At 72.7% G+C, this 13284-nt stretch carries 11 protein-coding genes; 8 read left to right on the plus strand and 3 right to left on the minus strand.

What is annotated here, in order from left to right:
• Positions 1-20 precede the first annotated feature (20 nt).
• The 3 genes from ACGFNU_RS28445 to ACGFNU_RS28455 form a co-directional block, all read right to left on the minus strand.
• Entirely contained in the window at positions 21-977 is a 957-nt protein-coding gene (locus ACGFNU_RS28445; protein ID WP_392598406.1) for an alpha/beta fold hydrolase, read from the minus strand.
• 129 nt (positions 978-1106) lie between these two features.
• Positions 1107-3056 (minus strand): PhoX family protein, encoded by a 1950-nt coding sequence (locus ACGFNU_RS28450; protein ID WP_392598408.1) that lies wholly within the window; start codon positions 3054-3056, stop codon positions 1107-1109.
• A gap of 214 nt (positions 3057-3270) precedes the next feature.
• Positions 3271-4326 carry a PHP domain-containing protein gene (locus tag ACGFNU_RS28455; RefSeq protein WP_392598410.1) on the minus strand — a complete coding sequence of 352 codons (1056 nt, stop codon included), beginning with the start codon at positions 4324-4326 and terminating at the stop codon, positions 3271-3273.
• A gap of 82 nt (positions 4327-4408) precedes the next feature.
• Between ACGFNU_RS28455 and ACGFNU_RS28460 the strand changes: the two genes are divergently transcribed.
• The 8 genes from ACGFNU_RS28460 (at position 4409) to ACGFNU_RS28495 (ending at position 13271) form a co-directional block, all read left to right on the plus strand.
• A complete protein-coding gene (locus ACGFNU_RS28460) occupies positions 4409-5734 on the plus strand; it encodes a sensor histidine kinase (protein ID WP_392598412.1) in 1326 nt (441 codons plus the stop codon).
• A gap of 11 nt (positions 5735-5745) precedes the next feature.
• Positions 5746-6423 (plus strand): response regulator, encoded by a 678-nt coding sequence (locus tag ACGFNU_RS28465; protein ID WP_392598413.1) that lies wholly within the window; start codon positions 5746-5748, stop codon positions 6421-6423.
• A gap of 121 nt (positions 6424-6544) precedes the next feature.
• Complete coding sequence (locus ACGFNU_RS28470; protein WP_392598415.1) at positions 6545-7531, plus strand: alpha/beta hydrolase; 987 nt, start codon at positions 6545-6547, stop codon at positions 7529-7531.
• Positions 7509-8696 (plus strand): acyltransferase, encoded by a 1188-nt coding sequence (locus ACGFNU_RS28475; protein ID WP_392598417.1) that lies wholly within the window; start codon positions 7509-7511, stop codon positions 8694-8696. The genes ACGFNU_RS28470 and ACGFNU_RS28475 overlap by 23 nt, the downstream gene beginning before the upstream one ends.
• A 162-nt stretch (positions 8697-8858) precedes the next feature.
• Positions 8859-9962, plus strand: coding sequence for an alpha/beta hydrolase (locus ACGFNU_RS28480; RefSeq protein ID WP_392598419.1), 1104 nt, complete (start codon positions 8859-8861; stop codon positions 9960-9962).
• 82 nt (positions 9963-10044) lie between these two features.
• Positions 10045-11226, plus strand: coding sequence for a PucR family transcriptional regulator (locus tag ACGFNU_RS28485; protein WP_392598420.1), 1182 nt, complete (start codon positions 10045-10047; stop codon positions 11224-11226).
• A gap of 120 nt (positions 11227-11346) precedes the next feature.
• Positions 11347-12291, plus strand: a complete 945-nt coding sequence (locus ACGFNU_RS28490; protein WP_392598422.1) for an ACP S-malonyltransferase — start codon at positions 11347-11349, stop codon at positions 12289-12291.
• Positions 12288-13271, plus strand: a complete 984-nt coding sequence (locus ACGFNU_RS28495) for a beta-ketoacyl-ACP synthase III (RefSeq protein WP_392598424.1) — start codon at positions 12288-12290, stop codon at positions 13269-13271. The genes ACGFNU_RS28490 and ACGFNU_RS28495 overlap by 4 nt, the downstream gene beginning before the upstream one ends.
• Positions 13272-13284: the final 13 nt, after the last annotated feature.

A 13284-nucleotide genomic window follows, 5' to 3' on the forward strand; every position in this document is an offset into this window, starting at 1 on the left:
ACGGCGCGGCTCTGACAGTTTCAGAGGGAGCGCAGGAAGCCGATCAGGGCCTCGTTCACCTCGGCCGGGCGTTCCTGCTGGGTCCAGTGGCCGCAGCCCGGCAGCCAGATCGTCTCGCGCAGGTCGGGCACGAAGTCGGACAGGTTCTCGATCATCTCCCTCGCGCCGGGCCCCTCCGTCACCATGTCGCGGTCCCCGGCGATGTACAGCGCGGGCGGCGTGATCGGGGCGCGGTGCCAGGCGGCGGTGAGCTCCCAGTTGCGGTCGAGGTTGCGGTACCAGTTGACCGGCCCGCCGAAGCCCGTCCCCTCGTACTCGCGGACGAACGCGGCGATGTCCTCGGCGGTCAGCCAGTCCGGGTACTCCTCCGGCTCCGGGCACACGTCCAGGAAGCCGCCGCCGTCGGGGACGATCGGGACGTTGGACGGCGCGTCGCCGGACGCCGCGTACAGCATCCGCCGGAACGTGGCGGCGGGGTCGCGCTCGAACTCGGCCTCGGGCACGTCCGGCTGCTGGAAGTAGACCATGTAGAAGCCGTCGCCCCGCAGCTTGCGCAGGGTGGCGACCGGCGGCTTCGATCCGCGCGGCCGGTGCGGCACCGACAGGCAGGCGACGCCCCGGACGAGATCGGGCCGGAGCTGCGCCGTGGTCCAGGCCACCGGGGCGCCCCAGTCGTGCCCGACGACGGCGGCGGGCGTCCCGCCCAGCGCGTCGATGAGCCCGACGGCGTCGCCCACCAGGTGCAGGAGCGTGTACTGGTCGACGGCCTCGGGCCCGCCGGTCCGGGCGTAGCCGCGCTGGTCGGGCGCCACGGCATGGAATCCCGCCTCCGCCAGGGCGGTCAGCTGGTGCCGCCAGGAGTACCAGCATTCGGGAAAGCCGTGCAACAGGAGGACCAAGGGCCCTTCGCCGGCCTCCGCCACATGCATCCGCAGGCCGCTGGTGGACTCGACGTACCGGTGGGCGATCTCGGTCATCCGCGCCGTCCTTCCCCGCTGAATGGGACGGAGCCGACGCTACCCGTCCCATTGAACGAACCGCGGGCCGGGAGGGGACACCCTCCCGGCCCGCGGTGAAACACGGTGAAACGCGGTGGGACTCGCCGGTCAGGTGCCGATGACGCCGCCGTCCTTCTTGCGGATCACGACGGTGGCGGCGCGGGGACGGCCCTGCGGGTCGAACTCGGGCCAGTTGCTGACCGCCCGCGGGTTCTCGGGGGTCGGCGTGCCGAAGGCCGTGGTGGCCTCGCCGGGGTGCTGGACGTTGACGAACATCGACCGCTGGTCGGGTGAGATCGTCCAGCCGGTGATCTCGGCGCCGCGCGGGCCGACGAGGAAGCGGCGGATGTCGCCGGTCTTCGGGTCGGCGGCGAGCAGCATGTTGTTGCCGATGTTGTCGTAGCCCTTGGCGGCCAGGTTCTGCGACGAGTTGGAGACGTCGGTCTCGATCCAGAGCCGGCCGGACCGGTCGAAGCCGAGGCCGTCCGGGGAGCCGTGGATGTTGTCGGGCCCCAGCTTGACCGCCGGGTCGTACTTCGGGTCGCCCGCGAGGTCGAAGATGTCCCAGGTGAACGTCAGCGAGGTGTTGTCGCCGTGCTTCTCGCGCCACCGCACGATGGAGCCGTACGGGTTGGGCTTGCGCGGGTTGACCTTGCCGCCGTTGCCCGCGCCGTTGGTCAGCGTGAGGTAGACGTCCTTGTTGTGCGGGTGCACCGCGACCCACTCGGGGCGGTCGAGCTTGGTGGCGCCGACGGCGTCGGCGGCGGTACGGGTGCGGATGAGGACGTCGGCCTGGTCCTTCCACCCGTTCGCCGCGGTGAGCGCGCCCTTGCCGAAGACGAGGGGCAGCCAGGTGCCGGTGCCGTCGTCGTTGAACTTGGCGACGTAGAGCGTGCCGTGGTCCAGCGGGCTCTTGCGGCGTGCGCGCAGGCGGCGCCAGGGCTCGCTGCTCACGAACTTGTAGACGTACTCGCCGTCCTGGTCGTCACCGGTGTAGACGACGACGCGGCCACGGGACTCGGTGACGGTGGCGCTCTCGTGCTTCACGCGGCCCAGCGCGGTGCGCTTCACCGGAGTGCTCTTCGGGTCGAACGGGTCGATCTCGACGACCCAGCCGAACCGGTTGGCCTCCTTGGGGTTGGCCGCGATGTCGAAGCGCGGGTCGGCCTTGTGCCAGTTGTACGGGGCGCTGCTCGCCTGCACGCCGTAGCGCTTCTGCTCGGTGTCGGGCGTCCAGCCGGCCTTGTCGGTGCCGAAGTAGCTGTTCCAGTTCTCCTCGCAGGTGACGTACGTCCCCCACGGGGTGTAGCCGCTGGAGCAGTTGTTGAGCGTGCCCCGGACCGGGCCGCTGGCGGCCAGCTCGGGGTGGCTGCCCTTGACCGGGCCGGAGAAGGTCATCGGGGTGTTGCCGTGAACGCGCCGGTTGTACTTGGAGTCGCGCAGCCGCCAGCCGTGCCGGTCCCGGGCGATCTTCACGATGCTGACGCCGTGCGCGTGGAGCGCCTTGTCGACCTTCTCCTTGGTGACGGTCGCGTTGCCGTCCTTGTAGAGGAGCGTGGTGTCGACGTACTCGTGGTTGAGGACGAGCAGGCCGCTGTCGCCGCCGCGCGACGTCGGGAAGTAGTGCATGCCGTCGTGGTGCATGCCGATCTGCTGCGCCTGCTCGGCCGCGGTGTTGGACGCGTCCTTCTTCCAGGCGGGGCCGCCGGCGCGGATCGGGGTGCCCCAGGGGATCAGCACCTGGGCGGTGTAGCCCTCCGGCACGGTCAGCGTGTCGGCGGCGCTGGTCGGCACCGCCTTGAAGCGCAGCAGCCCGCGGCCCCGGCCCGACGAGCCGGCGGCGGCCACGGCCTCGCGGCTCCCGCCGCCGGTGGCCTGCGCGACGCCCGCCACGGCACCGGTGCCGAGGAAGCCGGCCGCCGCCACGATCCCTCCGGTGCGCAGCACCCCGCGGCGGGACAACCGCCGCTCCACGACGTCCTGGAACGCGTCGTTCCCCGAGGGGTTCGAGCTCTGGTCGTCGGGGTCCACTGGGGAGCCGGCGAATGCTTCGGACATGGGCATGACCTCGTTCAAGACGTTCCCGCGGTCCGGCGGTCGCCGGACCGAACAGCCGACATATTGCCGAGGACGACCCGTCTCCCGAGCGGCACACAGGTGAATAATCAGGCATTTCACCCAAGCAACCGGGCCCGCTCAGACCCCGTTCACCTTCTGTTCGCCGTACGGCCAGCTACCGGCCCCGCGTTCAATGACCGGCCGCCGCGTCGCCTCATCCGCCCCGTGCCCAGCTCAGAAGCTCGTCGGCGGAGAGGGCGTTGACGAGCTGGTCGGGGCGGACGGCGCAGCGGGCGGCGCGGTCGCAGCCGAACGGCTGCCAGTCGAGCTGGCCCGGCGCGTGCGCGTCGGAGTCGATCGAGAAGCGGCAGCCCGCCTCGACCGCGAGCCGCAGCAGGCGCTTGGGCGGATCGAGCCGTTCGGGCCGCGAGTTGATCTCCACGGCGACGTCGTACGCGGCGCACGCGTCGAAGACCAGGGCGGCGTCGAACTCCGACTCCGGCCTGAGGCCGCCCCGCTTGCCGCCCGCCTTCACGATGCGCCCCGTGCAGTGCCCGAGCACGTTCACCCGCGGGTTGGCGATGGCGGCGACCATGCGCTTGGTCATGCCGACCTTGTCCATGCGGAGCTTGGAGTGCACGCTCGCCACGACGACGTCGAGGCGGTCGAGGAGCTCGTCCTCCTGGTCGAGCGAGCCGTCGTCCAGGATGTCGACCTCGATGCCGGTCAGGATCCGGAACGGCGCGAGCTCCTCGTTCAGCTCGGCCACCACGTCCAGCTGCCGCCGGAGCCGGTCCGGCGAGAGGCCGTTGGCCACTTTCAGCCGGGGCGAGTGGTCGGTGAGCGCGATGTACTCGTGCCCGATCGAACGAGCCGTCTCGGCCATCTCGCGGATGGGCGATCCGCCGTCCGACCAGTCGCTGTGGGTATGGAGATCACCCTTGAGCGCCGACCGCAGGGCCGCCGCCGCTCTATCGAACGCACTCCCCCCGCCCGCCCCGACGTCGACGGGCTCCCCCTCGGTGGCCTCCAGCCGCCGCAGGTAGGTGGGCACCTCGCCGCGCAGCGCCTCCTCGATCACCAGCGCGGTGACCTTGCCGATGCCGGACAGGCCGGTCAGCGTGCCGTCGCGGGCGTGCTCGGCGAGCTCGCCAGGCGGCATCTGCTCCACCTGGTCGGCGGCCTTGCGGAAGGCGCGGACGCGATAGGTCGGCTCGTGCGCGCGTTCGAGGAAGAACGCGATCCGGCGCAGGGCTTCGACAGGCTCCACGATCGAGACCGTACCCAGGTATGACGCCGGTGTCGCACCAGGGTGTCATCCGGCTCAGCCGCCCGCGCAATAGCCTGGGCTCATGACCAGCGACGACACCCGGAACCGCGGCGCGGGCGAGACGTTTCGCCTGATGTACCGCCCGTTCGTCGCCGCCGCGTTCACCGGCGGGGCCGACCCCGTCCCGGCGAACCGGCCCTGGCCGCCCGGCCTGCGCTGGACCAGGCGGATCGGCATCGGCCTCCTTCCGTTCGGTCCGGTGGCGCAGCTCGTCGACCTGGGCATCGCGATCATCATCTTCTTCGGTTCGTACTCGGTGTTGAAGACCGAGGCGCATCAGATGGACGCGGGATACAACAACCCGAGCCTCTTCTTCAGCCTCGCCTTCGGTGCCGCCGTCCCGCTGGCGCTGCGGCAGCGCCATCCCCTCGGGGCCTGGCGGTTCATCGCCCTGGCGTTCGTGTTCGGCACCAGCCAGGTGCAGCGCTGGATGACCACGCCGTACCTGCCTGGCGCGGTCTTCGCCGCGCTGCTGATCCTCTACTCGGTGGCCGTGCGCTGCCCGCGGCACGTCACGGTCGGCGTCGGGCTGATCTCGGTCGCGGGGACCTGGATGCTCTCCGCCGAGACCGCGGGCGGCGCGTCGGTCGTGATCCTCCTGCCCCTCCTGGCCGGTTTCGTCGTCCGGCAGCGGCGGACCACCCGCCAGGAGCTGCTCGAACGCGAGGAGGCCGCCCGGCGCGAGCTGGCCGAGCAGGAGCGCCGCCACCAGGCCACCGAGGCGGTGCTGACCGAACGCCAGCGCATCGCCCGGGAGCTGCACGACGTGGTGGCCCACCACATGTCCATGATCGCGATCCAGGCGGAGGCCGCGCCGTACAAGGTCACCGAGCTGCCCGACGAGACCCGCCGGGACCTGTCGGAGATCCGGGCGACCGCCCTCGACGCGCTGACCGAGCTGCGCCGCATCCTCGGCGTGCTCCGGCAGGAGGAGGGCGCCGAGACCGCCCCGCAGCCCAGCCTGGACCGGCTGGACGAGCTCATCGCCGGGGCGCGCGGCGCCGGGCTGACCGTGGCGGTCACCGAGACCGGCGACCGGCGGCACGTGCCGCCGGGGTACGAGCTGACGGTCTACCGGATCGTCCAGGAGGCGCTCAGCAACGCCATGCGGCACGCGCCCGGCTCCACGGTGGCGATCGCGATCGACTTCGCCGCGGAGGCGCTGCGGGTGAGCGTGGTCAACGAGCCGCCGCCGGACGGCCGCCGGCCGCAGGAGCCGCCGCCCGGCGGCGGGCACGGCCTGGTCGGGATGCGCGAGCGGGCTGCCATGCTGGGCGGGGAGCTCACCGCGGGCCCGACGCTGGGCGGCGGGTTCGAGGTGGACGCGATCCTGCCGACCCGACGCTAGAAGGGGACGATGTGACCATCCGGGTGGTGATCGTCGACGACCAGGGCATGGTGCGCACCGGCTTCGGCGTGCTGCTGAACGCCCAGCCCGACATCGAGGTCGTCGGCGAGGCGGTGAACGGCGCGGAGGGCCTGCGCGCGATCGCCGAGCTGCGCCCCGACGTCGTCCTCATGGACGTGCGGATGCCCGTCATGGACGGCCTGGAGGCCACGCGCCGGCTGCTGTCGGGCGATGAACCGGCCGAGGACGAGGCGCTGCCCAAGGTGCTCATGCTCACCACGTTCGACCTGGACGACTACGTGTACGAGGCATTGCGCGCCGGGGCCAGCGGCTTCCTGCTGAAGGACGCCTCCGCCACCGAGCTGTCGGACGCCGTGCGCGTCGTGGCCGCCGGGGACGCGCTGCTGTCGCCCTCGATCACCAAGCGCCTGATCTCCGAGTTCTCGCGGCTCGGCGCGCCCCGGCAGCCCGCCCGCAAGCAGCTGGACGCGCTCACCGACCGGGAGACCGAGGTGCTGGCCCTGGTCGCCCGCGGGCTGTCCAACGGCGAGATCGCGGCCGAGCTGGTGGTCGCCGAGCAGACCGTCAAGACGCACTTCGGCCGCATCCTGATGAAGCTCGGCCTCCGCGATCGGCCCCAGGCGATCGTCTACGCGTACGAGGTCGGCCTCGTCACGCCCGGCTCCTAGCCCCTGTCACACCGGGGTCGTACTCCAGAAGACGGCTCCCTGGGGTGATCTGCTCTACAACGCCCTTTTTCTACCTTCCTGATCAGTGGGAAATCCCCGCTGACCAGGAAGGACGTGGCACATGGGCCGCCGCTCGAACGACCAGGACAGGTCCGCGCGCAGGATCCTGCTCGTCGCCCTGGCGATCCTCACCGCGTCGACGCTGACCAGCGCCGCGAGCAGGCCCGAGCAGTACGCGGCGCCCGCCGCGATCCCGGGCCTCTCCCGGCCCACGCTCGCGACGCACTACCAGGCCGTCCGCAAGGACATCGGCGATGCGCTCGCCACCGCGCGGAAGCTGGGCGACGGCGAGCGGGTCCGCGTCCTGTCGGCCTTCCTCGGCTCCGGCCGCCGCTTCCTCGCGTTCGACGCGCGCGGCGACGGCCGGGCGGTCGAGGTCCACGGCGACCTCGCGCGCGCCGGCCGCATCGCGGTCGTGGTCCCGGGCGCGGACAACGAGCTGGACAACTACGACAGCTGGAAGTTCGCGGGCGGCGGGGCCAAGGCGCTCTACGACCAGATGCGCGCGGACGTGCCGGGCGAGCGCGTCGCCGTGATCGCCTGGCTGGGCTACGACTCGCCGTCCACGCTCAGCCCGGTGATCCTCACCGGCGGCCGGGCCGGCTCCGCCGCCCGCGGGCTCCGCCGGTTCCTCGACGAGCTGCACGGCGTGAACCCGGCCGCCCGGTACTCGCTGCTGGCCCACAGCTACGGCTCGGTCGTCGCCGGCAAGGCCGCCGCGAAAGGCGGGCTGGCGGTGGACGAGATCGCGCTGTTCGGCAGCCCCGGCACGTCCCTCGGCTCGGTCGCCGACATGCGGACGCACGCGCGGGTCTGGGCCGGCCGCTCGACCGGCGACTGGACGGAGTACGTCCCGAAGGTCGAGTTCGCGGGCCTCGGGTTCGGCGAGGACCCGACGAACCCGCGGTTCGGCGCGCTCCGCTTCGACGCCGGCGACGGCACGCACAGCGAGTACCTCAAACCCGGCAGCTCCTCACTCCGCAACCTGGCGCTCATCGCGCTCGGCCACGACTCGGAGGTCGGCCATGCTCGCCACGAGGACGCGTGACCCCCGTCCCGCTGAAACCGTCGCCGCCGGCGGCAAGGGAGCCGTCTCGGGAAGGCGGGGGCCGGCGGCCCGGATCGATGCCGCCACACCGCCTCACCGCGACCGTGCCGTGGACGCCCTCCGGGCGTTCGCCATCCTCGGCGTGATCCTCGGGCACTGGCTCGTGACGGCGTTCGTGCCGAGCGGCGACGGGCAGCTGGCCGTGACGAGCCCCCTCGCGTCGATGCCCGCGTTCGCCCCGGTGTCGTGGGTGCTCCAGACGCTGGCGATCTTCTTCCTGGTCGGCGGTTACACGGCGGCGAAGGGATACAAGACCGGCGAGCCGTACCTGCCGTGGGTGAGGCGGCGGCTGGGGCGGCTGCTGCGGCCCGTACCGGTGCTTCTGCTCGCGTGGGTCCCGGCGACGGCGGCGCTGTGGTGGGCCGGATACGAGGCCGGGACGCTGCGGACGCTGGTGAAGCTCGTGCTCAGCCCGCTGTGGTTCCTGGTGGTCTACGGCGCGCTGACCGCGCTCACTCCCCTGATCCTGGCGGCCTGGCGGCGCGTGGGCGTCCGGGGCGCCGTGATCCCGGTGGCCGTCACGGCCGTGATCGATCTGGCCAGGTTCGGCCTGAACGGCCCGGCGTGGCCGGGCTGGGCGACTGTGATCACCGGCTGGCTGGTCCCGTTCTATCTCGGCGTCGCATGGGCGAACGGGGCGCTGCGTTCGCGCCGGACCGCCGTGGGCCTGCTCGCCGGAGGCGCTGCCGCCACCGCGGGTCTGATCATGTACGCGGGATATCCGGCGAGCATGGTGGGAGTGCCGGGAGCGGCGACCTCCAACCTCAATCCGCCGACCCTGGCCGCGGTGGCCTTCGGCATCGCCCAGGTAGGGCTCGCCCTGCTGCTCAGACGGCCCCTGGCGCGCTGGATGGAACAGCCCCGGGCGTGGGCCGGGGTCGCCCTGGCGAACCTCTCGGCCATGACGTTCTTCCTCTGGCACCAGACGGCGATGATGACCATCACGGTCGGCGCCGCCCTCACCGCCGGCACGCTGCCGGGGCTCCACTCCGCGCCCGACACGCCGATGTGGCTCATGCACCGGCTGCCGTGGCTGCTCGCGTTCGTCGCCGCCCTCGCGGGGTTCCGGGCGCTCGCCCACAGGTTCGAGCGGCCCCGGCGCTGAGCCACGGATGGTCCGATCTTGATCCCAACTTCGGGGGCCCCGCGTACATCCAACGAGAAGACCCCGGCGCCGTGCCGCACGGCGCCGGGGCTCGCTCGGACCACGCACGCCGACCGCCGGATGCACCGACCATGGGCCGCCATCCGGTAGAAACGACGGATCATGCCGCCTCGTACGACCGCCCTCCGCGGGTTCCTGGAGCACGCCCTCCAGTCCTCCGCGTCCGCCGCGTCCACACCGGCACGCCCCGCCTCGCGGCGGCGTGCGGGCCCCCGGCGCGCCCGGCGGCTCAGACGCGCGCTGGCCTGCGCCGTCACCATCACCGGCGTCCTTCTCACGACCGCCGGCACCGGCCACGCCGACCCGTACGCCGCGCCGCCGGCGGTGCCCACGATGGCGCCGTCCACGCTGGACGCGCGGTTCGGCATCGAGCGGCAGGCGATCGAGCAGGCGCTGGAGACCGCCCACGCCGTAGGCGACCGCGAGCGGGCCAAGGCTCTCGGCGGGCTCCTGCAGCCGGGCCGGAGATTCCTCTATTTCGATCCGCGCGGCCGAGGCCGCGCCATCGAGGTCGTCGGGGATCTGACCCGTGCCCACCGGGTGGCGGTCGTGGTCCCGGGCGCCGACTCCACCCTCTCCGGCTTCGACTCCAAGTCCGGCAAGCCGTGGTCGGCCCCCGGCGGCGGCGCCCGCGCGGTGTACGAGCAGGCCCGCAAGATCAATCCGTCTCCCGGCCTGGCCGTCGTCGCCTGGCTGGGGTACGCGGCGCCCAAGACGTTCAGCAGCGACGTGCTCACCGACGAGCGCGCGGGGCAGGGCGCCGTCGAGCTCAGGGCGTTCCTCACCGGCCTCAACCAGGTGAATCCCGAGGCCAGGGTCGGCCTGCTGTGCCACAGCTACGGCTCCGTCGTCTGCGGCCGCGCCGCCATGGCCGGGGCGGGATCCGCCCGCGACGGCTGGCGGCAGGTCACCGACATCGCCCTGTTCGGCAGCCCCGGCACGACCGCCTGGTCGGCGGCCCGGCTCAGCCGCACCGCCCGGGTGTGGGCGGGACGCGGCGCCACCGACTGGATGGAGGACGTCCCGCACGTCCGCATCTTCGGCCTCGGGCTGGGCCCCGACCCGGTCTCGTCCCGCTTCGGCGCCCGTGTCTTCGACGCCGGTCCAGGCGGCCACAGCGACTATCTGGCCCCCGATTCCCGCTCGCTGAGCAACCTCACGTACATCGCCATGGGCGATCCCTCCCACGTCAGCCAGCCGGCCTGACCCCGCCCGGCGCGTGGAACCTCCCGGGTTGAAAACCCTCACCGAGGTCTGGACACGCCCGGGATGGTGGCACTCTGGGGATGTGGACAACGCGAGCGAGGCCGCTGTTCGGGAGCAGACCACCGAACGGCTCGAAAAGGCCATGGGCAAGTTCGGCACGGCCGCCCTGGCCAGCATGGAGGAGCAGCTGCCCTGGTTCCGGCGCATGCCGGCCGACCAGCGCTCCTGGATCGGGCTGGTGGCCCAGGCCGGCATCGCCGCGTTCGTCGAGTGGTTCAAGAGCGCCGAGGAGTCCCGGCCCGCGATCGCCGGCGAGGTGTTCGGCACCGCGCCGCGCGAGCTGATGCGCTCGATCAAGCTCAAGCACACCATCGACATGGTCCGGGTGATCATCGACGTGGTCGAGACCCGGCTGGACGAGCTCGCGGCGCCCGGCGGCGAGGCCCAGCTGCGCGAGGCGATACTGCGCTACACGCGCGACGTCGCGTTCGGCGCCGCCCAGGTCTACGCGCAGGCCGCCGAGACCCGCGCCGCCTGGGACGCGCGCCTGGAGGCACTGGTCGTCAACGCGGTGCTGCGCGGCGAGGTCGACGACGGCATGCACTCGTGGGCGGCCGCGCTGGGCTGGACGTCCAAGCCGGTGACGGTGATCGCCGGGTTCACCCCCGAGGACGAGGAGCCCGAGGTCATCATCGACCAGATGCAGCTGGCCGCGCGGCGCGCCCGGGTGGACGTGCTCGCCGGGGTCCAGGGGCACCGGGTGATCGTGATCGTCGGCGGCGCCGACGACCCGCTGGAGGCGGCGCGTCCCGTGGCCGCCAAGTGCGGGCCCGGGCCGGTCGTCGTCGGGCCGCCGGTCGATGATCTCTACGACTCGACCGTCTCGGCGCGCGCGGCGCTGGCCGGGCTGCGCGCGGCGGCCGGGTGGCCGGACGCGCCGCGGCCGGTGCTGGCGGGCGAGCTGCTGCCCGAACGGGCCCTCGACGGCGACGAGGAGGCCCGCCGCTACCTGATCGAGCAGGTCTACGACCCGATGTGCGCCGCCGGGGCTCCCCTCCTCGACACCCTGACGACCTATCTGGAGCAGGGCTCCTCGCTGGAGGCGACAGCCCGGCTTTTGTTCGTTCACCCCAATACCGTGCGTTACCGGCTGCGACGCGTCGCCGAGCTGACCGGGCTGGCGCCCACCGACGGCAGGAACGCCTTCACGCTCAGGATCGCCCTGGTCCTGGGCCGGTTCGGGACCCGTCCGGCCAGGACGTGAGACCCGGACCCTAACAATGTCTCGTTTATCCGCCTTGTAGGTCTCGTACAAACCCTCGCGACGAAAGTTCGTGCTGATCCGCATCGGCACCGGCGTCCCGCACCGGGCAGGCTGGGAGCCGTGATTCTTCTCGCATCGCCCGGCCAGGGCGCCCAAGCCCCAGGATTCCTCCAGCCATGGCTGGAGCTGTCCGGTGTCGCCGACCGCCTGGCCTGGTGGTCCGCCGTCACCGGCCTGGACCTGGTGCGCTACGGCACGACGGCCGACGCCGAGGAGATCCGCGACACCGCCGTGGCCCAGCCGCTGCTCGTCGCCGCCGCGCTCGCCGCCTGCGAGGCGCTCTACCCCGATGGCACGCGTCCCGACGCGGTCGCGGGCCACAGCGTCGGCGAGCTGGCCGCCGCGGCGATCGCCGGGGTGCTCTCGCCCGAGGCGGCGCTGGTGCTCGTCCGCGAGCGGGGCCGCGCCATGGCGCAGGCCGCCGCGGTCACCGAGACCGGCATGACGGCGGTGCTCGGCGGCGACGCCGACGAGGTGCTCGCCGCGATCGACAAGCACGGTCTCACGCCCGCCAACGTCAACGGCGCCGGCCAGATCGTGGCCGCCGGCACGACGGCCCAGCTCGCCGCGTTCGCCGACGAGCCCCCCGCCAAGGCGCGGCTGCGCTCGCTGTCGGTCGCCGGGGCGTTCCACACCGAGCACATGGCCCCCGCCGTCGACACGCTGCGCCGGCTCGCGCCGGGCGCGCCGGTGGCCGACCCCGCGACGACCCTGCTGTCCAACCGCGACGGCGCGGTGATCGGCTCCGGGCGCGAGTACCTCGGCCGCCTCGTCGAGCAGGTCAGCGCCCCGGTGCGCTGGGACGCCTGCATGGCGACCATGCGCGAGCTGGGCGTCACCGCGATCATCGAGCTGCCGCCCGCCGGCACCCTGGTCGGGCTCGCCAAGCGCGAGCTCAAGGACGCCGGGGTGCAGACACTCGCCCTGAAGACCCCCGATGACCTCGACAAGGCACGCGAGATGATCGAAGCCCACACCTCGCGGATCGAGGCGCACACCTCATGACCACACCGACCCCCAAGGTCCGGCTCCGCGTTCCGAACGTCGCTCCGGGTGCGCGCATCCTCTCGTTCGGCGACTACCAGCCGTCCAAGGTCGTCACCAACGACGACCTGGCCAAGACCGTCGACACCAACGACGAGTGGATCCGCAGCCGCGTCGGCATCGCCGAGCGGCGCATCGCCGGAGACGACGAGTCGCTCGTCGACATGGCCGTGCACGCGGGCGGCAAGGCACTGGCCGGAAGTGGCCTCGGCCCCGGCGACATCGACCTCGTCATCGTCGCCACGGCGTCACACGACGTGCCCATGCCGAACGTGTCGGCGCCCACCGCGCACCGGCTCGGCATCCACGCGCCCGGCGCGTTCGACCTCAACGCCGCCTGCTCCGGCTTCTGCTACGCGCTGGCCACCGCCAGCGCCGCGGTCCGCGGCGGCAGCGCCCGCAACGTGCTGGTCATCGGCGCCGAGAAGACCTCGCAGTGGATCGACTGGACCGACCGGTCGACCTGCATCATCTTCGCCGACGGCGCGGGCGCCGCAGTGGTGACCGGCAGCGACGAGCCCGGCATCGGCCCGGTCGTGTGGGGCAGCGCCGGCGACCAGTCCGACAAGATCTCCATCGCCGACCGCAACTCGTTCATCACCCAGGAGGGCCAGGCCGTGTTCCGGTGGGCGACCACCGCGATCGCGCCCATCGCGCTGGAGGCCTGCGAGCGGGCCGGCATCACCCCCGCCGACCTCGCCGCGATCGTCCCGCACCAGGCCAACCTGCGCATCATCGACTCGATCGCCCGCAAGGTGGGCGCGACCAACGCCGTGGTGGCGGACGACATCGTCACCTCGGGCAACACCATGGCGGCATCGATCCCGCTCGCCCTGGCCCACATGATCGAACGCGGCGACGTCCAGTCCGGCGCCCCGGCCCTGCTGATCGGGTTCGGTGCCGGGCTGGCCTACGCTGCCCAGGTCATCCAGATCCCGTAGGCACCGATCGTCC

The organism is Spirillospora sp. NPDC048911 (genome assembly GCF_043198015.1).
In the GTDB taxonomy this organism is placed as follows: Bacteria; Actinomycetota; Actinomycetes; order Streptosporangiales; family Streptosporangiaceae; genus Spirillospora.